Source organism: Halobacillus litoralis (genome assembly GCF_020171725.1).
Taxonomy (GTDB): Bacteria; Bacillota; Bacilli; order Bacillales; family Halobacillaceae; genus Halobacillus; species Halobacillus litoralis_F.
Window position 1 is genome coordinate 144,803 of sequence record NZ_JAIVAJ010000006.1, and the last position, 24,418, is coordinate 169,220.

Here is a 24,418-nt window from a genome sequence, read left to right on the forward strand (position 1 = left end):
GGGCGGTGTTGGCGAAACAACTCGCTTTCCATGGGCTACGCTTGAGTCTCCTCGCTCCCTTCGGTCGCTGTGGGGCCAAATCTGTACTCTGCTCCCATAGGAGTCTCGCTGTTTCGCCAACACCTTTATATAAAGGAAGCGGAACCTCTGAAGCTATCAACTGGAAAAGTCGATGGTTGTAGGGGATATAACGGCCTGGTTTCCATTTCCCGGCCTGGTTCTGTTCCTGCTGCTTTCCCCTTGTCCATCCCCATTTGTAACAGAACAAACCGTCATCCTTTTGAGGCAGTCTCCAAAAGGGACTTATGCCCTCCTTTCTTAGCCTCCTGAAATGTAGAGTTGTTCCTCTACACTCTTTTACACATCTTCTCATACAGTACAACGAGGAGTGTGAAGGATGAAGAATGATTACCTCGAATTATTAGCTCTATTTGGGATCGGTGGCGCGCATCCGGGTGGGCTTCCATTGACGAAGAAAGTTTTCGAAACGGTATCATTGACGGATGTTCAGGATGTCTTGGAAATTGGGTGTGGTACCGGGCAGACTTCCGCTTATCTTGTGGAACAATACAGCTGGAATGTGACGGGGGTGGACCGACACCCTTTGATGATTCAAAAAGCCCGACACCGTTTATCAGGTGTCGCCTTTTGTGAAGGAAATGCGGAGAATTTGGACTTCTCTGATGGACAGTTCGATCTCGTCTTGTCCGAATCTGTTCTTTCTTTTACAAGTGTACGTGAATCGCTGCCGGAAGCTGCGCGTGTTTTAAAAGAGAAGGGAACGATGATTGCGATTGAAATGACGGCTGAGCGGGATCTCGATGACCATTGGACATCTGTGATTGATGATCTTTATGGAATCAATCATGTTTTACAGGAAGTGGAATGGAAAGAGAAGCTTTTGGAAGCGGGATTCTCCTCAGTTGATGTTGTTTACACACCTGACAGCTTGGAAGAAACGCCTGTGATCGACCTTCAGCCTTCGGAAGTCATTGAAGAGAAGTGGTACGACTTGTGGGATCAACATGCCGCTTTGACGGCGCAAGCGGATTTGCCACTGAAATATCGCGTCTATGTATGCACAAAATGAAAAGCGCCCCGTCAAGTGGGGCGCTTTTCCAATTTAATTAGTTAAACCAGCTTGCACCGACAATGACCAACAGGATGAAAAGCACTACGATCAATACAAACGTGCTTCCACCGCCATAGCCACCGCCATAGCCGCCTCCGTATCCACAACCCATGAGAACCTCTCCTTTCCTCTTTTCTATATTCTATGATGATTTTCACTTATTGGTTGGTCACTCGTCTAGTTTTACCAGAAAAAGGCGGATGCAAGTGCAATGCCTGTAACGGCGCCTAGAGCGAATGGAATTCCAAAACCACCGTAAAAGTATCCATATCCACCTGGACCTCTTGATGGACGGATCCAGACGTAGTTGCGGTCTACTCGTGTCACTCTTCCGTAGTGTACGCGTCCTTCGTGGGTGAGGCGTACATCTTTACCGATATAACGACAACAGCGATCGTACATGTTAAACATGGGAAAACCTCCTTTTCATTTACTAATCAATTTCCCTCCTACATACCATAGAGTATGAAGGTTCACCTTTGTTTGTTTAGACGCCAGTCCGTTTTCCACGAATAACTAGAGAGGGAGAGAACAAATGCCCGTTATCGATACAAGAAAGCCCTTGAAGGAGTTTATTGAGAAATGTAGAAAGTCGCCTTTTCAATCCACAAATAAGCTTCAGCGTGACATCCTTTGTGACCCGTCCAGACACCCTTTCTCGGATCGAAGTTCAGATGAGCTGCACGATCTGTTGATGATGTACGGTCTCTTCCACTCTGATCAATGGAGGAAGACGGAGAAGCTGTTGGAAGAATGGGAGACGAAGAAACTATTTAAGCAGATTCATAAAGAATATATACGGCTGCAGAAAGAGTGGGAGGGTCCAGATGCACCGCTCTACCTATATCCCATCCATCAGTCATTTATGGGAGAACGTGATAATCGTGGTGGCGTCGCCTTTCAGGAAGGGTTCTACCTTTTCTACAGCAAGCCTGGCAAAGAAGGGGACTGGCGGTCTATTCTTGCGCACGAGTATCACCATGTCTGCCGGTTGAACGAGAAGAAAGTCCATTTGGATAAAGTCCCTCTGAAAGAGTCTGTCATTATTGAAGGACTCGCAGAATATGCCGTCTTCGACCAGTATGGTCCGGACTATACGGCAGATTGGGTCGACCACCATACTGATGAAGAACTGTCGTCCATTTGGGAGAAACGGTTCAAACCTGAACTGGAGCTGAGTGGGCAGGTCAATCATGGAGATTACTTATACGGGAACAAAAGGAAGAAGCTGCCGAAGTGGATCGGGTATGAGCTGGGCTACCGGATTGTGAAGAGCTACCATGATCGTCACCCTGATGAAACGATTCGATCGATGACGAAAAGAAATGCAGAACAGATTATAAAAGGGTCTTCTTTTTCAATCTGATCCTTTCAAGACTAAGCCACACGAGACTCGGTTCGTGTGGTTTTTTTGTGTTTTGCAGCAGGGAGAAATTGTATAAGGAAAAATGATTGACGTGGCCCGTCTATAACTAATAAAATTCCCCGAGGAAATTTAAAAGAAAGACGAGGATCCATGATGATCTACCGCTTATCCGTCTATATTCTCGGCATGTTTGTAAACTTCTTTGGTGTGGCCTTATTGATTAAAGCAACGCTTGGAGCCGGTTTCTGGACGGCATTGTTCGTTGGTTTGTCTGACCGGTTAGGTTTAACAGTCGGCATTTGGTATGCGATGTTTCAGTTGTTATTTATTTTTGTAAACGGATGGTTGATGAAGCAGGCACCTGAAATCAAAGCCCTTCTTCCGCTTGTCCTTGAAAGTATAATTTTGGACTTCTGGGTGGAAGTGGTGTTTGGCAATGTCTCCTTTGCCTCGGCTCCATTTGCTGTCCAGTTGGCGATGTTAGTTACAGGAGTGTCCTTCAGTGCGCTCGGCGTCGCGATCTATATTCTGCCACAGCTGCCACGTGCCCCGGTAGATCAACTTTTCTTAGCGGTATCCGGCAAATTTAAGTTAAGCCTGCGGGTCAGTCAGACGCTGATTGCTCTCTCGACATCGACGTCTGCTCTTCTTATAGGTGGACCTGTGGGTCTAGGAACGGTACTAGGCGTTCTGTTCGCCGGACCGATGATTCAATATTTCTATGTGAAAGGCTATCCGCTGTTCTACATGTATCACCCAGCCTATAAAGAGCGCATGACTCCAACTCTATAAACAGCGGAATGAAAGTGAGGGATTGAAAATGGGCTATCGTCTATTGATCTATATATTTGGTATGTTTGTAAACTTCTTTGGGGTCGCGCTTATTATTAATGCGACACTTGGAGCTGGATTCTGGACGGCCTTATTCGTCGGCATGTCTGATTTGTTCGGTTTCACCGTAGGGGTCTGGTATGCCGCAGCTCAGCTGTTCTTTATTTTCGTGAACGGCTGGCTGATGAAAAAAGTACCGGAATGGAGAGCGCTGCTGCCTCTTGTCCTTGAGAGTCTGATCTTGGACTTCTGGCTGGAAGTGGTGTTCCGGAATCTCGACATGACGGCGGCTCCATTTGCAGGACAGTTGATTATGTTGTTCTCAGGTGTTGCCTTTACCGCGCTTGGTGTGTCTATTTATATTTTACCTGAGCTGCCACGTGCTCCCGTTGACCAGCTGTTCCTCGTAGTCGCGGAGAAATTCAATTTGAGCCTAGGAGTCAGTCAGACCTTGATTGCGGTCACGATGTCTTCGATGGCCATCCTGATCGGAGGGCCAGTCGGAATCGGTACGTTGGCTGCGGTGCTGTTCCTCGGGACGTTCATCCAATTTTTCTATGGATACACGTACCCGCTTTATTATCAGATTCATCCGCAATATAAACAGCGGATCGAGCTCAGCTCATAGCCTGCCTCTACATGGCGGGCTTTCTTTTATTGAGAAATGGTTGGGGTAAAGCTACTCGCGCAGGTTTGCGTGAACAATTTCAGTGAAAAGAGTTGTGACAGAGACGCTCAGGGCAGTTATGAGATTGGGTGGAGTGTGGATGGTTGTCATCGTTCTGCTCTCGACGTTTTCGGGCAGAGTATGTGAACTTTTTTTCAAGTATCCCTATCGACCCTGCGCTAGATGCTATATAATAGTCGGAAAGCGAACTCGAAAGGTGGATATCATGAATACAAAACATAGAGCACGTCTGCTTGTCAGCTGTGTGGACCAGCCTGGAATCGTTTCCGCAATTTCCACGTTCTTATTTGAAAATGGGGCGAACATTGTGGAATCGAATCAATATACAACCAACCCAACGGAAGGTCGTTTCTTCCTGCGTCTCGTAATCGAGGGCGAGGCGTTGGAGCAGAAAGAAGAGGAGCTGAAGACAGCATTCCAGCCCGTGGCCGATCAATTCCAAATGACGTGGAAATGGTCGTTCCTCCACAACAAGAAGCGGACCGCCATTTTTGCTTCAAAGGATGTCACGTGCCTGCGTGAACTGTTATACCAGTGGGAAGGCGGTAACTTGGATACGGACATTCCGCTTGTCATCAGTAACCATGAAGCGGGCAGAGAGATTGTTGAATCATTCGGAATCCCTTATTACTATATTCCTGCCAACAAAGACATCCGTAAAGAGGTGGAAGCGAAGCAGCTTGAGCTCCTTCAGGAATACGAGATTGACTTAATCGTCCTGGCTCGCTATATGCAGATTCTCACACCGGAATTTGTAGCGGAGTACCCAGCTGAAATCATCAATATCCACCATTCTTTCCTCCCTGCGTTTATCGGAGCCAATCCCCATAAGAAAGCACATGAACGAGGCGTGAAGCTGATTGGAGCTACATCGCATTACGTCACGGATGACCTGGATGAAGGTCCGATCATTGAACAGGACGTCGGACGTGTGGACCACCGCGACCAAGTGGAAGACTTGAAAAAGCAGGGAAGTCTCATTGAGCGTACTGTCTTGTACCGGGGTGTGAAGTGGCATCTTGAAGACCGTGTCATCGTGCACGACAATAAAACGATTGTATTCAACTAAGGACTCGTCATTTGACGGGTCTTTTTTTATGCTTCCGGTCAAGGTTGAAAGGCGTTAAATAAGGGGATGGTAAAACGAGAGGTGATGACATGAGCACGAGATGGATTTTCGGAAATCAACTTTGTATGGATCTGCCTGTTCTTAAGGAAGCGGATCGTGAGAAGGATGTCATTCTCATGGTCGAAGCGGACTCCAGAACCTTGTGGCAGTCTTATCATAAACAGAAGCTCGTCCTTATTTTTTCGAGTATGCGTCATTTTGCGGAAGAGTTAACCGATAAAGGATTCACGGTGGATTACAGAAAAGCGGAATCGTTTCGTGACGGATGGGAGGCGCATCGTCAAGCCTACGATCCAACAGACGTTCACATAACAAAGGTGACGGACGACCGCATGCGACGGGCGATTGCGAAATGGGAGAAAGGTCTATCTGATGACGTGACGGTTCATTACGAAGACGAACGTCCGTTGTTTTTACTCTCAGCGGAAGAGGTTAAGGAGCGTCTTCCTGGTGATGGTCCGTGGCAGGCGGATGGTTTCTACCGTAACTTGAGACATGACTTGGGCATTCTGATGGATGGAGAGCGTCCTATTGGTGGAAAGTGGTCGTATGATCAGGAGAATCGAAAGCCTGCGAAAAGCGGTGTTGATTTTCCTAAGAAGCGGACATTTCGTCCAGACGAGATAACGGAAGAGGTCATCGAAGAAGTGAAGGAAACGTACAGCGATCATCCTGGAGATTTGGATGACTTCATCTGGCCGGTAAAAAGGGAAGAAGCGTTAAAAGCGCTCAACCAATTCATTTCGGATCGACTTCCGACATTCGGTACGTATCAGGACGCCATGCTGATAGGCGATCCATATATGTCTCACTCCCTGTTATCGTCCGCCATCAATATCGGATTGCTGAAGCCGATGGAAGTCATCGAAAAAGCGGAAGCGGCCTATGAAAAAGGGGACGCTCCGCTCAATGCGGTGGAAGGCTTCATCCGTCAAATTGTCGGCTGGCGGGAGTATATGCGCGGGATCTATTTGAAAAAGATGCCCGCGTATAAGAATGTTAATGTGTTCAACCACAAGCGTGATTTACCGGCCTTCTTTTACACAGGTGAAACGAATATGAAGTGCATGGAGCAGTCGATCAAGCCTGTGATCGAGAGGGGATACAGTCACCATATCCAGCGATTGATGGTTATCGGAAACTTTGCAAATTTATTTGGCATCTCGCCTCAGCAGACGTCTGATTGGTTCAATGAAATGTACATTGATGCCTATGACTGGGTGGTATTGCCGAACGTTCTAGGCATGGCGTTGTATGCTGATGATGGTTTGTTATCGACGAAACCTTATGTATCGTCCGCGAATTATATCAATAAGATGAGTGACTACTGTTCGGAATGCCCCTTTCATCCGAAGCACAAAACAGAAGACGACGCCTGCCCGTTCAATGCCCTTTATTGGGATTTTCTTGATCGTAATGAAGACAAGCTCACAGGTAACCCACGAATGAAGTTGATTTACAGTCAGTGGGGCAAGCGGGACGAGGATGATAAGGAAGCCCTGAGAAACAAAGCTAAATCGTTAAAGCAACAGTTATCGAAGGGGGCCTTTGATACTAATTTGTAAAAATGATGGGGCTTACAAGGACGGAATAACCGGTCCCCTTTGTTCATTTGGCCATCTTCCTTTATAATGATGTACGGACATCTAGGTGAACGAGAGGAGTATCATCATGAAGAAAATTGGTAGAAATGACCCGTGCCCTTGTGGTAGTGGGAAAAAATACAAAAAATGCTGTGGGAACAATGTCGTCCAGTTCCCGAGTGCCATCGTAAAGGAGGAGTTGGATCAGTCGTTCCAACGCTTCCAGGATTATATCGTCAACAAGCATTCGGAACTGTTGCCAGAGGCAAGCCCTCAGTCCCAGGAACAACAGCTGGGTCAGTTCTTTTCACTCTTGCAAGGAAGCTTGTTCCAGACGCAGGATGATGGCACAACCATCATGGAACAGTTTATCGAAAAGGAACAGAAGAATGTGAAGCGTCCGATGACTAAAGAATCGCTTGAAGCATGGGCAAATGCTGTAGGTGGCGTCTTTGTTCTCGAGTCTGAGAAGGAAGGCGTACATGTGTCCAGCTTATTCGATGGAACGACGTATCCAGTCATGAGGGACTCGATTCCGCTTGAGGATGCAACCGAAGCTCCTTATTATTTCGGAGTCTTGATGCAGTGGGGCAGCGTACACCAATTCATCCCCATCGCCATCCCGAAAGATCAGCAGCAATTCGATTTCTACTGGAACAAGCTCAATGAGGAACAGAAAAGCTACGAGTACTTCCAGACCCATTTAGCAGAACAGTTCGAAGCATGGCTTGAGGCTCCTGTTAAAGAGCAAGACGAACAAGACAATGAACAAGAACAAGAAACGCAAGAGGAGTCAGAAGTCCTGACATTACTCGAAGATTCCGTATCAAGCAAAATGGAAAAAGCGTGGATGTCCTATTATGATACGGAACAGCCGAACATCAGAAAGCCGGAAGTCTTCGCTGCTGCGTTAGAGTTCCTCGCTAAAGACGGTGTAACGAAAAAGGCGACAGCCGAAAAGCACGGCGTCAGTCCTTCCAGTATGTCCCGTCGAATCAAAGAGTTAGAGAACTATATGTGAAACACAAACAGTCTTAACCAGTAACCGCTCAATTTGACGTATTCACTGAAAGCTGTCATATGGTCCGGTCTCGTCATTTTCCCTGTTGTAGAAAAGGGGGAAGGGGCTGCAGCATAGCTTAGTTGAATGCCGGAAGACGAATAGATCTTTTCAAAGGTCATCTTCGTCCTTCTTGTATGGTAATCACTTGTGACAACAAGAGCCGATTCAAGGTCCTGTTCCTGCATGATTTCGAGACTCAATGTCGCATTTGAGTAAGTGCTGGTCGCTTTCTTTTCCTCAATCACATCAGAAGGGCGAACCCCGAGTTCGACGGCGTGTTGTTTTGTCGTGGGAGGTTCGACTGCATTCGTCAGGATGACCACCCGTCCCGGTTCATACCATTTCAAGGCATGACTCAGTCTTCCTTCCCCGCCACTCAACACAATGATGGCTTCAGAAGGTTCTGGTTCATCATCAATCACTAAGAATGGTCTCCCTAAGATGGAGAACGTGATGATGATTGTAAAAAGGGCAACGCATGATGTGATGAAGATCGTGAGTAAGACTTTTTTAATCATAGGCATGTTGTTCAGCGGTCCTTTTCTAATATTTTCTATAAATAGTCTATCATGAAATGGATCGAAGAGCGGTTTGAGACATGTTGTATGTTATTTCAGAAGAAATTTGCCAACTGTAGAAGGTTTTAAAGACAAAAAAGGTTCCGATCATCAATGGTTGATGATCGGAACCTTTTCTATTACAAGAACGATTATTTTACGCCGACAACATCAGCGTTCAAAACCGTTTCCAGTTCATTTGCTTCTTCGTTTGTGAGAGGTAGGAGAGGAAGTCGTACCCCGCCAACATCGATGCCTCTGCGGTTAAGCGCAGCTTTCACAGGTGCCGGGCTAGGAGCAGAGAAGATCGCCTGCATTTTCGGTAAAAGCTTCCTGTGAATGCGGGAAGCATAAAAGACATCGCCGGAGCGGAACGCTTCAATCATCCGCTGCATATCTTCTCCAAGCACATGTGCCGAGACGGATACAATGCCGTCTGCTCCAATTGAAATAGAAGGAAGCGTCAAGCCGTCTTCACCACTGTACACGCTGAAATCACCTGGTGTACGTTCGATGATTTCTGCCATCGCATCCAAGTCACCACTGGCATCTTTGATCGACACGATATTTTCGATTTCAGACAGGCGCACAACGGTTTCCGGTTCCATGTTGATAACGCTTCGGCCTGGGATGTTGTAAAGCATGACAGGAAGATTCGTCGACTCCGCGATGGCTTTGAAATGTTGATAAAGCCCTTCTTGAGTCGGTTTATTATAATAAGGAACAACAAGCATGACAGCATCGACACCAGCAGCTTCCGCCTTTTTGGTCAATTCAATAGAAGCATGTGTGTTGTTTGACCCTGTGCCGGCAATCACCGGAACTCTTCTATTCACGCTTTGAACTGTGTGTTGAAAGAGTGTTTCCTTTTCATCGATTGATAGGGTAGGAGATTCACCAGTCGTTCCACCGACGACAAGTGCATCTGATCCGTGGCTGATGAGATAATTGATGAGTTGATCTGTTTTGTCCAAGTCCACCGCACCGTTTTGATTGAATGGGGTCACCATGGCTGTGAGTACGTGACCAAAATTCATTCTTTCACACCCTTTTTATTAGTTTGGTTTGGGTGGAGGGCGCTTAAAAAAGCAAAAAGGCAGCAACGGGGGCCGTTGCTGCCGTAGAAACTGAAGTCGTTCCTGCGTAAGATAGCCCTCCATATAGTCTCCTATATGACAGTCCTCGATTTATTCAACCGAGAAACCAGCTTCCGGAACATGAGACTCCGTCCACTTCGGCAACTTCCCCTTTCCGCATGAATCAAAGGATCTCATTCTCCTCCTCGTGCGTACTGATGGTCGTTGCACCTCTATCCTTACTTCAAGTTGGATTGAAATAAGAAAAGTATTGAATTAGTTCAAATATAGCAAAAAATCCGATTGGACACAAGGGATTACTTTTGAAGTCGGAGAATCATTTCCTCGATCGCTTCCTTAGACGACAACTGCTCATTATCCTCTGACAAACGAATGATATCTTCGAGCACTTCCTTCAAATTATTCATATACTCTCACCTTTTTTATGTACATGTTCACGAATCCTGTCTCTGGCAAACATCTAATTTTGTCGACTTTTCTAATTAGACGATAGAGAAGCAGATACGTTTCAAAAAAAGGATGATCAGTTTGTTTGCAGGCGCAGCCCTATGATATCAAGTGCTGACTCAAGGTTGGCTACTTTTTTTGCGTCAAGCTCACGAATTGAAGCATTTTCCACTTCGTTTCTCGCCATATCAGGTGTCATTCCTGTAAGAATCGCTTCAATACCCATGAGTTTCAAGGACTGCACAAGCTGCGCGATGACAGGCGGAAACTGGTGATCTAATAAAATCAAGCCGGATAAATCAATGATGAAGTGCTGCATTTGATGGGTTGCGCCATGCTTAAGAACGGTTTCTAAAATCACCTCGGCTCTGTGATCATCAATGATTCCTTGGAGAGGAAGGACGGATACCCCTTGCGTGATCGGAATGATCGGAACATTCAAGAACCCCATGTGATACTGGGTCTGGTCCAGTTCAACCAAGTAGGAAAGAATTTCAGACATGGATTTCATGAAGGCTACATCTTCCTCTGAAAAGTGCTTTTCAGTTTTGTCCAAAGCACAGAGTGTGCCGAATACTTCTCCGTTAGAATCAAGCAGAGAGACACCGAGGAACCCTTTCACTTCAAGGTTTGAGGTTGCCTCGAGCTTCTTAGCCAGTTCGTCTTTCTGTAAATTGACGGTATTCAGAACCGCATCTTTATTGGTAATAATGAGTCTGCAGAATGTATCGCTGTATTCAACACTCAGGCCTTCCTGGATGATTTCTTCATTTTTATTAAACGAGCTGAAAACCGTCATGGAAGTTGGGTCTTTTCGCGTGACATAAGCCGTGTTGACGTCTAATTGTTTCGTTATGACATGAAACATCTTTTGTGAGGCTATTTTCAACGATTGGAAATCGGAAGAAGATAGATTGGAACGACTAGACATCTGGTACGTCCCCTTTCATAAGTAGGATAATAATATTTTAACATAGTAAAAACGGAACCCCGAAAAATTTGTTCTAATGCCTGAGGGGTATTCACAAGAAAAAAGTTGAGTATTCCTACACTATTTTTACATATTAAAGCTCTTCAAAAATAAAGTTTCTTTAATACTTATTTGTAATACATCAAGTAGATAGCTAGCCTCTAGCTATGTAGGAAGGGTGGATATTTATGCGTTCCCCCTTTAATCATTGTTTTTTTTCTGTTAAAAAGAGTATTATATGAAACTTTTTCCTGTTTCTATCCGTATAAAGACATACGGAGCATCTATTTATTGTAGTATCTGGTAAAGTCGAACCTGGACGAAAGTGTGATGAAGAGGCAGGTTAAGTTTGCCGATATAGGGAATAGAACTGTATATGGTTCTATTTACTCTTCTGAAAGGAGGCGAATCATGAGGCGTTTGATGGTTGCCATTATTGTATTATTTTTTATTCAGTATCCACCTCTGTCAGCAGAAGAAGCAGAGACAGTGTGGTCCAACAAGTCTTGGACCGTCACATTCAACACAGCAATGGATTTCAGCAATGGTACAGAAGCGATTTATGTGATGGGTGAAAAAGGGGACGATCGGGTTCCGATTCAGGTGCACCCTTCACAAGACGAGAAGTCCGTTGAAATTGTCGGACAAACACCTTGGTCATTCGAGCCGGGAGCAACATACACGATATACATAACGACTGATCTGACTTCTAAACAGGGTAAGCCTTTGGAGGATACAGTCACAAAAACCTTTCACGTTCACGAACAAGCTGACCAAATCATTCAAATGAATGACATCGTTGTTTCAGAGTCTACTAAAGCTGATGTTGTAGAGGAATTCGGAGAGCCTGTAACAGAGGAGCAGCTGTCCGGAGAATACTATTGGGAATCCTACCGCGATGGTAATTTCGAGAATTTCGTACTCGTTCTATATGATTCAACCGATGTCGTGCACGGTTATTACACGAACCAGGACTTATTTGAATTATCAGGTGAGCATCGGTTGGATGCAAAGTTCAAAGAGTTGAAGGAGACGTACGAAGAGCGTGCTTACATCATAAAAGACGATGATCAGCGCCCGGAACAGTTTTTATTGGGACAGGAAGATGTTACGCTCTACCTGTTCTTAGATGTTTATAGAGACAGTTGTTTATCGAGTGTCCTTGTTATGTCTCGAGAAGCAGAGGAAATGTATTTCAAGAAGACGAGCACATTAGAAGATGTTTCTCAAATGCAGATCTTCGAAATTACTAACGCATTCCGCGCGAACTACGGAATGGATCCTCTTGAACGAAAAAGCGAGATTGATCGTGTAGCACGTAAGCATAGTGTGGACATGGCAGAAAACGAATATTTCAATCATGTGAACTTAGAGGGAGAAGGCGTACTGCAGCGATTCCAAAACGCCGAGGTTCCTTACCAAAGTAGTGGAGAGAACATATCTGCCGGGTATGCAACGGGAATTGAAGCAATGGAAGGCTGGATCAACTCTTCCGGTCATAGAAAAAATCTACTTGCTCCACACGAGTTGATTGGCATTGGTGTCGTAGTAGAGCCGGGCAGCCCTTATGGAATTTATTATACGCAGGATTTTGCGAATAAGTAGAAAATGAGATGTAGAGAAGTGTGAATAGAACCTTATGCCAAAGCTCACTCATCTAATCATTATGAAAAGAAGCATGTCGTAATCGACGTGCTTCTTTTCAATTTCCCGGGAAATATCATTTTATGTCGACAAACAATGGGAAAAACTTAATGGGAAAGTGATCCAATGGAGCATGAAATACGATAGCTGTATAAAGCCCCTTAGGGAGAGGTGTGCTATGATGGCGGTAGTCAAAGAGAAAAAGGGGTGTGTTATGAGTAATCGTGATCTGGAGTACTATCAGAAGATGATGAATGGCGATAAGCAATCGCTCGAGGCGATTTACGATAAATATGAAAAACTCCTTTATTCGTTCGTCATCAAATTATCCTCTGATCACTCCTTAGCTGAAGAAGTATTACAGGAAGTATTCATTAAGCTATGGACCCAAAAGGCGCAATATGATGAGACGAAAGGGAAATTCTCGTCTTGGATTGTGACCATTACACGCTATACAGCAATCGACTTGATTCGTGCAAGGAAAGAGAGTGTCTCACTCGAAGAAGAGACAGATGTTCCTGAAGAGAAAGGGGATTCAGTCGAAGATCTTGTCGAGTGGAAAGAGAAAAGTACAGACGTGCGCAGAGCGTTGTCGCAGCTGTCTGATGAACAACGCAGAATCGTTGATTTATTTTATTTCAAAGGGTGTAGTCAAAGTAAAATTGCTGAAGAGTGCAACCTGCCACTCGGGACCGTCAAAGGCAGGCTCAGGCTTGCGTTGAAGCATTTGAAGAAACATTTATCCATACAGGAAGGGGGGATAAGCGATGCGTGAATGTGAGAAAGTCTTGGATTACTTTAACAACGAATTATCGAATACAGAGAGAGAAAAATTCGAGAAGCATTTGGAATCATGTGATGAGTGTAGAGAAGAGTTGGAGGAGCTGAGAATGCTGACAGATGACCTTCCTTTCAGCTCTGACCCTGTCGAACCTCCTGAAGGGATGAAAGACCGCGTGTTAGGTGCCGTATTTGAGGAAGACAAAGAAGTCTCAGAAGATCAGGTTGTCCCGTTGAATGAGCATCGTTCAAAAGAAGAAGGACCTGCTCATGCACCGAAACCGCGTGGAAATCGACAGCGGTGGATGATGAGCGGCTTGGCTGCGGCATTAGCTGTATCCTTGATCGGGAACGTCTATATCTTATCCAATGGTGGAGAGGAGTCCGTGAGTGAGCCTCCTATTTCAGAGAGCACAGATGAAGTGAACAGCAGGGTGTTGCTTCAAGGAGAAGCGACAACAGCCTCCGCAACTGCCGCTATTATTCGACAGAATGAAAGCCAGCTGCTGACCTTGCAGGCCGAACAACTGGATCAACTTGAGGGGGATCAAGTTTATCAAGTTTGGCTGCTTGCAGGTGATCAGCCATACAGGGCAGGAACGTTTGTCGCTAACTCTAATGGAGAAGGAGCCGTTGCCTTTTCTATGGATCAGCTTCCGGCTGATATCGATTGGGAAGCCGTCGCCGTCTCTAAGGAGCCGGACGCGGAAAGCCAGACGCCTCAGGGCGAAGTAATTTTAAGCTCAACTCTATAAAGAAGGCAGAAACCTGGATTCTAATTAAGAATCCAGGTTTTTTCATGTGATTTCATCCCGTTAAATAAGACTTTTACCTTACGTATCCATAGGGGTTTTATATGAATCGTTGTTACTAGGCATTTTTAATTAAACTAACTATAAATTCTGAATAGTTCGCCTGTGGAGTGAGGGATGGATAATCTATTCTATCTGCCGATAATAATAGGGTCAGACTTGTATACCAGAAATTTGGAGGTGCCACATGCTTATTTTAGAAAACCAAATCGTTTCTCCTTTTCTAGTCAAAACGGCTCTTAATCTGAGTGTTCCTATTTACTATAAAGAGGACCAAAGGACGTTTGAACTAGGAGAGAACGATAAAGTCTTAACCAATTCTGAAAGCTGTCTTTCTCTATTAGAGGAAAGGCACCCTGAGCACCCTCATACGCGGGCTTCTCATTTAGTAAAAGACAAAGCGGAGTTTCGAAAGCTGCTTTCTTCTATCGATCCTGATTATTTCTTTAGAAGAGTGACGCTTGATGAGCTTCTTAAAATGGACCGAAGAAATGTTCCTTACCCTGTTGTGATCAAACCCAATCGTGGTTACTCCAGCGTCGGGGTTTACATTGTGCAAAGTAAAGAAGATTGGGATGAGGCTGTACGTGGGCTGTATTCTGATCTGGTTCTTTCAAAACAGATGTATTCAGATTCAGTCGTCGACGGTGAAGACATTATCGTAGAAGAATGGATCGATGGACAGGAATTCGCCTTCGACTGCTACTTCGACCGCGATGGAAATCCTGTCGTATTAAGCGTGTTAAAAAGGATTTTTTCAAGTGATCAGGATACCTCTGATCGTATTTACTACACTTCCTCAAACGTTGTGCGTGAAATACAGGAAGAGATCATGGAGTACCTTCATGTATTGAACGACCACCTTCAATTGAGAAATTACCCATTCCATATGGAGGTCCGTCGAACAAAAGAAAAAATCATTCCGATTGAAGTCAATCCACTCCGTTTTGCAGGGATTGGTACGACAGATGTCAGTGAACACGCCTTTGGTGTTCAGGCGGCTGAATATTATTTCCAAGACCAAGTTCCAGACTGGGAGCAGCTTGTCGAGAGTACGGATAATTCGATTTACGGCTTCTTTTGTGCTGACGTACCGTTACATATCAGCCGTAACCTGATTGAGGAAATTCAACATGAGAAACTGAAAGAAGAGTTCCATTGCATCTTGGAATACCGCAATCTTGAAACAGCAAATGACAGAACGTTCGCCGTCATTTTCTTTAAAGCGGAGAGCATGGATGAACTAAGATACTTGTTGAATATTGATTTAGAGCCATTTATTAAGCTGAAAAGAGAGAAGGAGGAAGTAAAGTGAAAAAACTAAATTTGAATCCTAAAAAATCTATACTTGCGCAATTATTCTTGACCTTTATCATCCCGTTTCTACTAGTCGGTGTGATGGTATTCGGATTCGTTAAATATGTTTCTTTTCATATTATCGATGAATACGTTCTTCCCCAATTCGATCAGATTCTTGAGAGTAATGGGGAATCCCTCACAAGTCAGGTGGATCCGAGTCTTGTAGATGCAGCGATTACCAGACCAGACGGTGACCATCCAGAGCTGGTGGAGTCGCTGACATCCTTCATGGAAGGAAAGAATCGCCTCGAATATGCGTATGTCCTTACCCGTCAAAACGGAACAGAGTATATTGTAGGTCTGAACGGTTCTGAAGATACGATGGTCGAGCAGACTTTTACAGAAGAGCAGGCCGCCTCCTATGCTAATAAGGAGCTTGTGGTGACAGATATTTACGAAGATGATTGGGGAACGCACAAGTCTTATTTTGCACCACTACCTGGAACAGATGCCATTATCGGAGTTGATATGAGCGTATCCTTTATAGATGAGCTTCAAAGAACGATTGATCTATTCCTTATTGGATTCATCGCCTTGGCCCTGATTATTGGAGGGCTGCTGGCTTACTTTTATGGTACGCGCCTGAATCGTGCCATCCAATCGATTCTTGCTTCTGTGAAAAAAGTGAGCCAAGGTGACCTGACAGAACAAATCGAGTCCAAGCGTGAGGACGAATTAGGACAGCTTGCGAAGGCAACAAACGAAATGGCTGGAAGTCTGAGAGATTTAGTAAGAAGCGTCACATCATCTTCTAATGCCGTTACCGAACAAAGTGAAGAACTGACACAGTCCTCGAATGAAGTGCGCGAAGGCAGTGAACAGGTGGCTTCAACGATGCAGGAACTTTCTTCTGGTTCAGAAGCCCAGGCAAACAGCTCCTCCGAATTATCCGAAATGATGGAGAACTTTGTAAAGAAAATTGAAGAAGCGAACGAAGAAGGACAGACGATTTCCGCGACATCTCAAACGGTACTGAAAATGACCGGAAATGGCAGTCAGCTGATGAAAGAGTCCGTCCTACAGATGAGTACCATCAACGACATTGTAAAAAGTTCAGTAGAAAAGGTTCAAGGTTTGGATAAGCAATCGAAAGAGATTTCAAAACTTGTGAAGGTGATCCAGGATATTGCAGAACAAACGAACCTGCTGTCCTTGAATGCTGCGATTGAAGCTGCTCGTGCAGGGGAACATGGAAAAGGATTTGCCGTCGTAGCAGACGAAGTACGTAAGCTGGCTGAGCAGGTATCGACTTCGATCGTTGACATCACGGGAATTGTAGATAACATTCAGTCGGAGTCTACGTCGGTAGTTGAATCACTCGAGACAGGGTATAAGGAAGTAGATCAAGGATCAAGACAAATTGAAGTGACAGGACACACGTTTGATGATATCAATCAGTCTGTTTCGGATATGGTCGAGAAGATTCAAACGATCTCTTCTAACCTGACGGAAATCGCAAAAGATAGTAAGTATATGAATACGTCGATTGAGGATATTGCTTCTGTTTCGGAGGAATCAGCAGCAGGCGTTCAGCAAGTGGCCGCTTCTTCTGAACAGACCAGTTCGTCTATGGATGAAGTGTCGCGCAGTGCGATGCAGCTGGCCGAGCTTGCAGATGAACTGAACGGAAAGGTTCGTCAGTTTAAAGTTTAATTTTATATTGTGAAATACCTATATGTAGATGATCGGTTCTTTTTGATAGAGAGTATCGGTGTTGGCGAAACGACTCGCTTTCCACCGGCGGTCGGTGAGCTTCCTCGCTCGCTTCGCTCCCTGTGGGATCTCACGCTGCCCTCCAATCCGGAGGGAGTCTCCCCGTTTCGCCAACACCTCTACCTAAAGGGTACGGAACCTTTCTAGAAAAACAGAACCATTCACAGAACAAAACCCGGACGAAGCATTCCTAGATGAATGCCTCGTCCGGGTTTTTTGTAAATTGGAAGGCTCATCTTCTGGCCTTGCCTTAGGAGAGCTCTATAATGACAAACCCTTTTGCTGCAACTTCTATTGTTTGTTTGGTAACGTTCGATTGATCATCACGGTGTAATTCTTGTTTAATCTCTTCTTCGACCTTGTACGTCTGTTTGGAATCTGTTGAATTCAATAAAAATAGAAGCGTCTGATCATTGGATGTCTTTTCATAGACTAGGAGATTGTCATCATGACGGAATGATAGATCAGCCCCGTTTCCGAATGCTGGTTCTGTTTTACGGAGTTTGATCAATTTTTGGACGAAGCTGAACAGTTCAAGGTCCTGTTCTTCTTCCTCCCATACCATACACTTGCGGCAGCCTGGGTCATCGCCACCTGTCATGCCGACTTCATCTCCGTAGTAGATGCACGGAGATCCTCCGTAGGAAAGCTGGAATGCATACATGAGTTTCACAGCATCTTTTTGCTCATCTGCATAGGTCAGAATACGCTTCGTATCGTGGCTGTCCAACAAGTTAAAGGATACTTCGTTCACATTTTTCGGATACATGTGCTCGACATGCGTGATTTGATCTTTGAAGCGTTCCAGCGACATTTCGTCATTGAAAAACTTGAGTACGGCATTGGTGAATGGGTAGTTCATGACCGCATCGAATTGATCTCCTTGAAGCCAAGGCATGGAATCATGCCAGATTTCCCCTAAAATATAGACTTCCGGTTTTACAGATTTAACGGTGCGTCTGAAATCGCGCCAAAATGCATGGTCGACCTCGTTCGCTACGTCCAGACGCCATCCATCAATATCAAATTCCTCCACCCAGTATTTCGCAACGTCCAGTAAATATCGTTTCACTTCCGGGTGTTCCGTATTCAGCTTCGGCATGTCCGGAACGAAAGCGAAGGCGTCGTAATTCGGCTGTGGGTCCGTTTTTACATCCTGTTCCCACATATGGAACCACGTAAAGTACTTGGATTCCGATCCTTTTTCCAACACGTCCTGGAAGGGTTCGAAATAGTATCCACTGTGATTGAATACAGCATCGAGCATGACACGGATCCCGCGCTTATGGCATTCGCGTACAAGCGTGCGGAACGTTTCCTTGTCTCCGAACTGTGGATCGATTTCCATGTAGTCAATCGTATCGTACTTATGGTTGGAAGCGGCTTTAAAGATGGGGGTGAAGTATAACCCATTAATACCCAGGGATTCGATATGATCGAGATGGTCGAGCACTCCTTGAAAGTCCCCACCGAAAAAGCTGTCTGGTTTCGGGTCTTCGCTTCCCCAAGGAAGTGTTCCTTCTGGATTAATGGACGGATCTCCATTCCCGAAGCGTTCAGGGAAAATTTGATACCAAACCGTGTCCTTCACCCATTCTGGAGCTGTAAAGACGTCTGCCTCATTTAAGAATGGGAAGCAGAAGTGATAGGCGGTATCATCTGTCGGAACGTTATGGAAGAAACCTTTTTCTGTGTAGGTCAACGTTTCTTCATGATCTTGAAGGAGGAAGGAGTATCGTAACCGGCGGTAAGGAGGTTTAATAGATGCGAACCAGTAGTCGAATAAGTCATCGCTTCCACTTTTGTTCATGCCCACCAAATCATACTGCCATTCTCCGTCTTCCCAAACATATGGATCTCCGTGGATAAGGGATACCTTGTTCATATCATCCTTCTTTGTTCGTAAACGAATATGAATGGTTTCTTTATCGTACGCATAAGCAAAATTGTTTTTAGGTCTATGGTACACCGCTTCTTTCAACATGAATCATCATCCTTTCTGAACAATCGCTTGCACAAACTATTTCGTTTCAATATTAAACCTATAGAAAATAGAGAGTGAAGTCAATTGAAAATATGAAAGCGGTTCATTCCCTTTCGTTATGCTATTAACCTTTAAAAATATTTTCCAATAAATTTCTCGAAAACGCTTGCAAATATATTTGGTGTTTGTATAATAGGAATCAAGAAGTTGTGCAATCGTTTTCACTAACGGTTGTCACATTCACGAACATTCGTGAGCTATTAATTAAGGGGGAAATATCATGAAGAAATGGTTTAGTGTTTTACTCATTGCCTTTCTTGCAGTAGGTCTACTTGCTGCTTGTGCACCTGAGCGTGAACAGCAAGCTGAGGGAGCGGGAGATACAGAAGGTGAGTCTGATTCATCTGAAGGAACTTCTGAGAAACCTGAAAAACTAGTAATCTGGGAAGATAAAGACAAAGGTATCGCTCTTGAGCCGGCGATTGCTAGTTTCGAAGAGGAACACGGAATTGAAGTTGAGTTCAAAGAGTTGGATATGGCAACAAAAATGGGTGAGCAGCTCCGTCTTGACGGCCCAGCTGGTACAGGCCCAGACGTACTGACGCTTCCACATGACCAAATCGGTCAATACGCGATCGAAGGACTACTTGCTCCGATCGAAGTGGACAGCTCTGTAACGGATATGTACACAGAAGCTTCTATCCAAGCACAAACATATGATGGAAAACTTTACGGACTTCCGAAAGCTACGGAAACTCCGGTATTTATTTATAACAAAGAGCTAATGTCTGAAGTACCTGAGAACTTCGAAGATCTTTATGAAATGTCCCAGGACATGGGTGAAGGCGAATATGGATTCCTTGCACTTTGGGATAACTTCTACTTCGGTAACGCAATTATGGCTGGATACGGTGGATATGTATTCGACCGTACAGACGGTACATTGAACCCACAAGATCTTGGCGTAAACAACGAGAGCGCTGTTGAAGGTGCACAATACATCCAGAAATGGTATGAAACAGTATTCCCTTCCGGTATCGTTGGCGAAAGTGGTGGATCTGCGAAAGACGGTCTTTTCCAAGAAGGAAAAGTTGCAGCTATGATGGACGGTCCATGGGCTTATCAAGCACTTAACGAAGCAGGAATCGACTATGGTGCTGCTCCACTACCGAAGCTTCCAAACGGTGAGTACCCTGAAACATTCATCGGTGTGAAAGGCTGGCACGTATCTGCAATGTCTAAGAACCAAGAATGGGCGACTAAACTTGTTGAGCACATTGCGAACGAAGAAAACGGTAAGATCCGCTTTGAAGAAACAAACGAAATTCCACCAATCAAGTCTCTGATGGAAGATCCGATTATTGCAGACAACCCAAATGCAAACGCGGTTGCTGTTCAATCACAACGCGGTACTCCAATGCCGAACATTCCAGAAATGGCTGAAGTGTGGGAGCCAATGGCACAGGCACTTCAAGTTATCGCAACTGGTAAACAGGATCCACAGGCTGCTTTAGACGAAGCTGCGGAAACTATTTCAACAAACATTGAATTGAACCACTCTGGTAATTAATTTGGGCGGAGCAGTACCCGGCCTTACGGGTACTGCTTCTCTTTTACTCAAAATAGAGAGACGTTCATAAGAGAGAAAGGAGATTGAACAATGGGGGATCAGGAGAAGAACAATTCATCAAATCACCGGACAAAAGCCATGTTACTATCGATCGTTCCTGGACTCGGGCAGTTCTATAACAAGCAGTGGATCAAAGGGATCGTCTTTCTCGTTTTGACAGCATCTTTTTTCATTGCTTTCACAGATTTATTACAGTACGGATTTTGGGGGCTATTCACACTTGGAATCGATCCCGCATTCGACCATTCGATTACATTATTGGTTGAAGGAATCCTCGCTGTCATTATTACTGTCATCGGTTTAGGGGTTTACGCTCTAAACATAAGAGATGCTTTCAAAGTGGGAAAGCAAAGAGATCTTGGAGAAGCTCCGAACTCTGTTAAACAACAATATCATAACCTTGTAGGGGGCGGGTTCCCATACTTAATGATGACACCCGGCTTCATGCTGTTGATCTTTGTTGTTATTTTCCCGATTTTATTCGTTATCCTACTGTCCTTTACAAACTATGACCTGTACCACTCTCCTCCAGCGAACTTGGTGGATTGGATTGGGTTCCAGAACTTTATCGATATCTTCAAGATCCCGATTTGGCGTGAAACGTTCTTCAGTGTATTGGCGTGGACGATCATCTGGACGTTCGGTGCGACGACACTTCAAATTGGTTTGGGTATTTTCTTAGCGGTTATGATGAACCAAAAAGGAATCAAGTTCCAGAAAGTCATCCGTACCGTGTTCATTCTACCTTGGGCTGTTCCGGCTTTCGTATCGATTCTTGTTTTCGCGGGAATGTTCAACGAAACGTTCGGTACCATCAACCAGGATATCTTATCCATCTTCGGTTTAGGTGACATTCCTTGGCTAACGGACCCTACGTACACGAAAATCGCTTTGATCATGATTCAAACCTGGCTTGGCTTCCCGTTCATCTTTGCGATGACGACAGGGGTTCTTCAATCCATCCCGGGCGAATTGTATGAAGCAGCAGACGTAGATGGTGCAACGATCTTCCAGAAGTTCCGCAACATCACGCTGCCACTGGTTCTTTATGCAACAGCACCTATTTTGATCACGCAATATACGTTCAACTTCAACAACTTTAATGTAATTTTCTTATTCAATGGTGGAGGACCGGCTGTTCCGGGACAAAACGCAGGAAGTACAGACATATTGATTTCTTGGATTTACTCCTTGACGATGACTTCCGCTCAGTACGGAAAGGCTGCTGCCATCACAATGATCCTTTCCTTAATCGTTATCGTGGTTGCCCTATGGCAGTTCCGCAGAACGAAATCCTTCCAAGAAGAGGATATGATGTAATATGAAAAAAAGAGGTAATACATTACAACTAACCCTGTCGTATATTGTGATCTTGTTCATGTTTGCGGTTATTCTTTATCCAATTCTGTGGATTGTCGGTGCATCCTTTAACCCAGGGAACAGTCTCTCAGGCTCATCGATCATCCCGACAGATGCTACTTTGGCTCACTATAAAGAGCTTTTCGATACAGAGAAAAGTGATTATCTACTCTGGTATTGGAACACGATGAAGATTTGTCTCATTACCATGGTACTATCCGTCATCCTGGTCAGCTTCACAGCCTATTCGTTCTCAAGGTTCCGTTTTGTTGGACGTAAAAATGGTTTGATGACATTCTTGATTCTTCAAATGATCCCGAACTTCGCAGCTTTGATCGCGATTTATGCGCTGGCGAATTTAACTGGATTACTAGATACTCACCTGGCACTAATTCTTGTGTACACAGGTGGAGCGATCCCGATGAACACATACTTGATGAAAGGGTACTTGGATACCATTCCCAAAGAGTTGGACGAGTCGGCTCGTATGGATGGAGCGGGGAACTTCCGTATTTTCTGGCAGATCGTGATGCCTCTAGCTAAGCCGATCATTGCCGTGATCTCGCTTTTCACCTTCATTACGCCGTTTACAGACTTTATTCTGGCTCGAATTCTTCTTCGTACGGAAGAGAAATTCACATTGGCCGTTGGATTGTTCGAGCTCATCTCCGGACAATTCGGTAATGAATTCACGAAGTTCGCAGCAGGCGCTGTACTCATTGCCATTCCAATATCCATCATGTTCCTGTCTCTTCAAAAATATTTCGTTTCTGGTCTTACAGCTGGAGGAACGAAGGGATAATAGAGAGAAGCGGATTGACATGAGCGGTCCGCTTCTTCTCATTTTCAACTCATCATTCCGATGACGGATATGGTTTCCGCATGGATTTTGTGTTATAATCTGCTTTTTTCGACAATATCGGTTACAATAAAGATAACGTTTTCAAAAATGAAGGTGATAGTAATGGGAGTGACAATTAAAGACGTAGCAAAAGCGGCAGGAGTAGCTCCTTCCACGGTTTCGAGAGTCATTGCAGACCATCCGCGCATCAGTTTGTCGACGAAGAAGCGGGTAAAGAAAGCGATGAAGGAAATGGGGTACCACCCGAACGCGAATGCGCGAAGTTTAGCAAATAAGTCCAGTCAGTCGATTGGGGTCGTAATGCCGGCAGGGGCGGACAATGCCCTGCAGAACCCGTTCTTCCCTGAAGTTCTGCGAGGAATCAGTCGAATTGCGCACAGCATGGACTATTCTCTTTTGTTAAACACAGGTGAGACAGACAAGGAAATTCTTGAAGGTGTACAGCGTATGGTACACTCCAACCGAACGGACGGAATCATCCTGCTCTACTCACAGCTTGACGACCCGGTCGTGAATTTTCTCCTAGAGTATGATTTTCCATTCGTCATCGTCGGAAAACCATCGGATCGGATTGATGAAATCACCCACGTCGATAACGATAACGTACGTGGAGGCAAAGAGATTACGGAGCACTTGATCAAGCAGGGACACGAGCGGATTGCCTTTATCGGTGGATCACAGGATTTAGTCGTCACTGTTGACCGGATGAAAGGTTATCAGCTTGCCTTGGAAGAAGCGGGACTGCCGTATTTAGAAGAGTACCGGATCCATACAGAATTCCTGGAATCAGGAGGACAACAGGCGGTTAATGAACTGTTCTCTTTAGAAGAGCCTCCGACTGGTCTCGTCGTGACGGATGATCTGATGAGCATCGGTGTCGTCAGCATGTTAGAGAAATGTGGCAAGCTTGTACCAGAGGATATTTCACTCGTGAGCTTTAACAACGTGTACTTATCTGAAATCACCCGCCCGCCACTGACAACGGTCGACATCCATATTTACGAACTCGGACAGCAGGCTGCCAAGTGTTTGATTGAAAAAGTAAAAGACAAATCTGAACCGGCGAAGCGAGTGATCGTCCCGTACACGATCCAGCATCGTTCGTCGACCAAAGAGAGAGAAGTGCCCTCCTATTAAAGAAGGGGCTTCTTTTTTTGTTGTGTGGGGTGATTGGGACAGACCGTTTAGTGCTGGGGGGGATGGCGTCCCAATTAGCAAGTAATGGGACAGTGATGGACGGACCTAGGTAATGGTAGTCCCAATAAAAAATTATCGGGACAGGTACCGAGCCTGACCAAGTCATGCTTGTCTCAATAACCAATAAATGGGACAGTGAGAGCTCAGACACAAATCATGCTTGTCCCGAAAAAGTTTTTATGGGACAAGCAGCGCCATGGTCAAGCTGGTGAAAG

23 protein-coding genes and 1 riboswitch are annotated in these 24,418 nt (G+C 45.0%); of the genes, 16 read left to right on the plus strand and 7 right to left on the minus strand.

The genetic code is table 11. The annotated features are described in order from the left end of the window. Positions 1-397 precede the first annotated feature (397 nt). Complete coding sequence (locus LCM20_RS12775) at positions 398-1,090, plus strand: class I SAM-dependent methyltransferase (RefSeq protein WP_225195862.1); 693 nt, start codon at positions 398-400, stop codon at positions 1,088-1,090. A 37-nt stretch (positions 1,091-1,127) separates the two neighbouring features. Here LCM20_RS12775 and LCM20_RS12780 read toward each other — a convergent pair whose 3' ends face one another. Next, complete coding sequence (locus LCM20_RS12780; protein ID WP_225195863.1) at positions 1,128-1,244, minus strand: YjcZ family sporulation protein; 117 nt, start codon at positions 1,242-1,244, stop codon at positions 1,128-1,130. Positions 1,245-1,315: 71 nt separating this feature from the next. Further along, positions 1,316-1,543 (minus strand): hypothetical protein, encoded by a 228-nt coding sequence (locus LCM20_RS12785; protein WP_225195864.1) that lies wholly within the window; start codon positions 1,541-1,543, stop codon positions 1,316-1,318. 151 nt (positions 1,544-1,694) lie between these two features. On the opposite strand from LCM20_RS12785, the gene LCM20_RS12790 reads away from it, so the two are divergent. The 6 genes from LCM20_RS12790 (at position 1,695) to LCM20_RS12815 (ending at position 7,750) form a co-directional block, all read left to right on the plus strand. Then, positions 1,695-2,498: a DUF2268 domain-containing protein gene (locus LCM20_RS12790; protein ID WP_225195865.1), complete on the plus strand. Its 804-nt coding sequence runs from the start codon at positions 1,695-1,697 to the stop codon at positions 2,496-2,498. Positions 2,499-2,651: 153 nt separating this feature from the next. Further along, positions 2,652-3,290 (plus strand): YczE/YyaS/YitT family protein, encoded by a 639-nt coding sequence (locus LCM20_RS12795; RefSeq protein WP_225195866.1) that lies wholly within the window; start codon positions 2,652-2,654, stop codon positions 3,288-3,290. Positions 3,291-3,318: 28 nt separating this feature from the next. Further along, entirely contained in the window at positions 3,319-3,957 is a 639-nt protein-coding gene (locus tag LCM20_RS12800) for a YczE/YyaS/YitT family protein (RefSeq protein WP_225195867.1), read from the plus strand. A 265-nt stretch (positions 3,958-4,222) separates the two neighbouring features. Continuing rightward, complete coding sequence (gene purU / locus LCM20_RS12805) at positions 4,223-5,086, plus strand: formyltetrahydrofolate deformylase (RefSeq protein WP_225195868.1); 864 nt, start codon at positions 4,223-4,225, stop codon at positions 5,084-5,086. An 89-nt stretch (positions 5,087-5,175) separates the two neighbouring features. Then, positions 5,176-6,711, plus strand: coding sequence for a cryptochrome/photolyase family protein (locus LCM20_RS12810; RefSeq protein WP_225195869.1), 1,536 nt, complete (start codon positions 5,176-5,178; stop codon positions 6,709-6,711). Between the two features lie 106 nt (positions 6,712-6,817). Next, positions 6,818-7,750: an SEC-C metal-binding domain-containing protein gene (locus LCM20_RS12815; RefSeq protein WP_225195870.1), complete on the plus strand. Its 933-nt coding sequence runs from the start codon at positions 6,818-6,820 to the stop codon at positions 7,748-7,750. On the opposite strand, the gene LCM20_RS12820 is transcribed toward LCM20_RS12815, so the two are convergent. From LCM20_RS12820 to LCM20_RS12830, 3 genes are all read right to left on the minus strand, one after another. Further along, positions 7,741-8,310 carry a YdcF family protein gene (locus LCM20_RS12820; protein WP_225195871.1) on the minus strand — a complete coding sequence of 190 codons (570 nt, stop codon included), beginning with the start codon at positions 8,308-8,310 and terminating at the stop codon, positions 7,741-7,743. The two genes, LCM20_RS12815 and LCM20_RS12820, sit on opposite strands and share 10 nt — an antisense overlap. Before the next feature lie 191 nt (positions 8,311-8,501). Then, complete coding sequence (gene dapA / locus LCM20_RS12825; protein ID WP_225195872.1) at positions 8,502-9,386, minus strand: 4-hydroxy-tetrahydrodipicolinate synthase; 885 nt, start codon at positions 9,384-9,386, stop codon at positions 8,502-8,504. Positions 9,387-9,490: 104 nt separating this feature from the next. Then, positions 9,491-9,669, minus strand: a riboswitch (Lysine riboswitch). 300 nt (positions 9,670-9,969) lie between these two features. Continuing rightward, positions 9,970-10,824: an STAS domain-containing protein gene (locus tag LCM20_RS12830; RefSeq protein ID WP_225195873.1), complete on the minus strand. Its 855-nt coding sequence runs from the start codon at positions 10,822-10,824 to the stop codon at positions 9,970-9,972. Positions 10,825-11,274: 450 nt separating this feature from the next. Between LCM20_RS12830 and LCM20_RS12835 the strand changes: the two genes are divergently transcribed. The 5 genes from LCM20_RS12835 (at position 11,275) to LCM20_RS12855 (ending at position 17,111) form a co-directional block, all read left to right on the plus strand. Continuing rightward, the gene (locus LCM20_RS12835) at positions 11,275-12,468 is read left to right on the plus strand and encodes a CAP domain-containing protein (RefSeq protein ID WP_225195874.1); all 1,194 of its coding nucleotides are present in this window, start codon (positions 11,275-11,277) and stop codon (positions 12,466-12,468) included. Positions 12,469-12,721: 253 nt separating this feature from the next. After that, positions 12,722-13,282: an RNA polymerase sigma factor gene (locus LCM20_RS12840; RefSeq protein ID WP_225195875.1), complete on the plus strand. Its 561-nt coding sequence runs from the start codon at positions 12,722-12,724 to the stop codon at positions 13,280-13,282. After that, the gene (locus LCM20_RS12845; RefSeq protein WP_225195876.1) at positions 13,275-14,042 is read left to right on the plus strand and encodes an anti-sigma factor; all 768 of its coding nucleotides are present in this window, start codon (positions 13,275-13,277) and stop codon (positions 14,040-14,042) included. The genes LCM20_RS12840 and LCM20_RS12845 overlap by 8 nt, the downstream gene beginning before the upstream one ends. A 244-nt stretch (positions 14,043-14,286) precedes the next feature. Next, positions 14,287-15,414: an ATP-grasp domain-containing protein gene (locus LCM20_RS12850; RefSeq protein ID WP_225195877.1), complete on the plus strand. Its 1,128-nt coding sequence runs from the start codon at positions 14,287-14,289 to the stop codon at positions 15,412-15,414. Continuing rightward, complete coding sequence (locus LCM20_RS12855; protein ID WP_225195878.1) at positions 15,411-17,111, plus strand: methyl-accepting chemotaxis protein; 1,701 nt, start codon at positions 15,411-15,413, stop codon at positions 17,109-17,111. Before LCM20_RS12850 ends, LCM20_RS12855 begins: the two co-directional genes overlap by 4 nt. Before the next feature lie 18 nt (positions 17,112-17,129). Here LCM20_RS12855 and LCM20_RS12860 read toward each other — a convergent pair whose 3' ends face one another. Continuing rightward, complete coding sequence (locus tag LCM20_RS12860; protein WP_225195879.1) at positions 17,130-17,285, minus strand: hypothetical protein; 156 nt, start codon at positions 17,283-17,285, stop codon at positions 17,130-17,132. 136 nt (positions 17,286-17,421) lie between these two features. Continuing rightward, the gene (locus LCM20_RS12865; RefSeq protein ID WP_225195880.1) at positions 17,422-19,155 is read right to left on the minus strand and encodes a glycoside hydrolase family 13 protein; all 1,734 of its coding nucleotides are present in this window, start codon (positions 19,153-19,155) and stop codon (positions 17,422-17,424) included. A 280-nt stretch (positions 19,156-19,435) separates the two neighbouring features. On the opposite strand from LCM20_RS12865, the gene LCM20_RS12870 reads away from it, so the two are divergent. The 4 genes from LCM20_RS12870 to LCM20_RS12885 all read left to right on the plus strand — a co-directional run bounded on the left by LCM20_RS12870 (position 19,436) and on the right by LCM20_RS12885 (position 24,143). After that, a complete protein-coding gene (locus tag LCM20_RS12870; RefSeq protein WP_225195881.1) occupies positions 19,436-20,725 on the plus strand; it encodes an extracellular solute-binding protein in 1,290 nt (429 codons plus the stop codon). Between the two features lie 90 nt (positions 20,726-20,815). Continuing rightward, the gene (locus tag LCM20_RS12875; protein ID WP_225195882.1) at positions 20,816-22,105 is read left to right on the plus strand and encodes a sugar ABC transporter permease; all 1,290 of its coding nucleotides are present in this window, start codon (positions 20,816-20,818) and stop codon (positions 22,103-22,105) included. A 1-nt stretch (position 22,106) separates the two neighbouring features. Further along, complete coding sequence (locus LCM20_RS12880; protein ID WP_225195883.1) at positions 22,107-22,946, plus strand: sugar ABC transporter permease; 840 nt, start codon at positions 22,107-22,109, stop codon at positions 22,944-22,946. Positions 22,947-23,108: 162 nt separating this feature from the next. Further along, the gene (locus LCM20_RS12885; RefSeq protein ID WP_225195884.1) at positions 23,109-24,143 is read left to right on the plus strand and encodes a LacI family DNA-binding transcriptional regulator; all 1,035 of its coding nucleotides are present in this window, start codon (positions 23,109-23,111) and stop codon (positions 24,141-24,143) included. The last annotated feature ends 275 nt before the right edge of the window (positions 24,144-24,418 follow it).

Bases quoted from the DNA above. Each gene is read 5' to 3' on its own strand.
- LCM20_RS12785 (WP_225195864.1), bottom strand. From the start codon at position 1,543: ATGTTTAACATGTACGATCGCTGTTGTCGTTATATCGGTAAAGATGTA.
- LCM20_RS12780 (WP_225195863.1), bottom strand. From the start codon at position 1,244: ATGGGTTGTGGATACGGAGGCGGCTATGGCGGTGGCTATGGCGGTGGA.
- purU (WP_225195868.1), top strand. From the start codon at position 4,223: ATGAATACAAAACATAGAGCACGTCTGCTTGTCAGCTGTGTGGACCAG.
- LCM20_RS12810 (WP_225195869.1), top strand. From the start codon at position 5,176: ATGAGCACGAGATGGATTTTCGGAAATCAACTTTGTATGGATCTGCCT.
- LCM20_RS12830 (WP_225195873.1), bottom strand. From the start codon at position 10,824: ATGTCTAGTCGTTCCAATCTATCTTCTTCCGATTTCCAATCGTTGAAA.
- LCM20_RS12800 (WP_225195867.1), top strand. From the start codon at position 3,319: ATGGGCTATCGTCTATTGATCTATATATTTGGTATGTTTGTAAACTTC.
- LCM20_RS12880 (WP_225195883.1), top strand. From the start codon at position 22,107: ATGAAAAAAAGAGGTAATACATTACAACTAACCCTGTCGTATATTGTG.
- LCM20_RS12865 (WP_225195880.1), bottom strand. From the start codon at position 19,155: ATGTTGAAAGAAGCGGTGTACCATAGACCTAAAAACAATTTTGCTTAT.
- LCM20_RS12840 (WP_225195875.1), top strand. From the start codon at position 12,722: ATGAGTAATCGTGATCTGGAGTACTATCAGAAGATGATGAATGGCGAT.
- LCM20_RS12795 (WP_225195866.1), top strand. From the start codon at position 2,652: ATGATCTACCGCTTATCCGTCTATATTCTCGGCATGTTTGTAAACTTC.
- LCM20_RS12815 (WP_225195870.1), top strand. From the start codon at position 6,818: ATGAAGAAAATTGGTAGAAATGACCCGTGCCCTTGTGGTAGTGGGAAA.
- LCM20_RS12875 (WP_225195882.1), top strand. From the start codon at position 20,816: ATGGGGGATCAGGAGAAGAACAATTCATCAAATCACCGGACAAAAGCC.
- LCM20_RS12850 (WP_225195877.1), top strand. From the start codon at position 14,287: ATGCTTATTTTAGAAAACCAAATCGTTTCTCCTTTTCTAGTCAAAACG.
- LCM20_RS12835 (WP_225195874.1), top strand. From the start codon at position 11,275: ATGAGGCGTTTGATGGTTGCCATTATTGTATTATTTTTTATTCAGTAT.
- LCM20_RS12870 (WP_225195881.1), top strand. From the start codon at position 19,436: ATGAAGAAATGGTTTAGTGTTTTACTCATTGCCTTTCTTGCAGTAGGT.
- LCM20_RS12775 (WP_225195862.1), top strand. From the start codon at position 398: ATGAAGAATGATTACCTCGAATTATTAGCTCTATTTGGGATCGGTGGC.
- LCM20_RS12820 (WP_225195871.1), bottom strand. From the start codon at position 8,310: ATGATTAAAAAAGTCTTACTCACGATCTTCATCACATCATGCGTTGCC.
- LCM20_RS12885 (WP_225195884.1), top strand. From the start codon at position 23,109: ATGGGAGTGACAATTAAAGACGTAGCAAAAGCGGCAGGAGTAGCTCCT.
- LCM20_RS12845 (WP_225195876.1), top strand. From the start codon at position 13,275: ATGCGTGAATGTGAGAAAGTCTTGGATTACTTTAACAACGAATTATCG.
- dapA (WP_225195872.1), bottom strand. From the start codon at position 9,386: ATGAATTTTGGTCACGTACTCACAGCCATGGTGACCCCATTCAATCAA.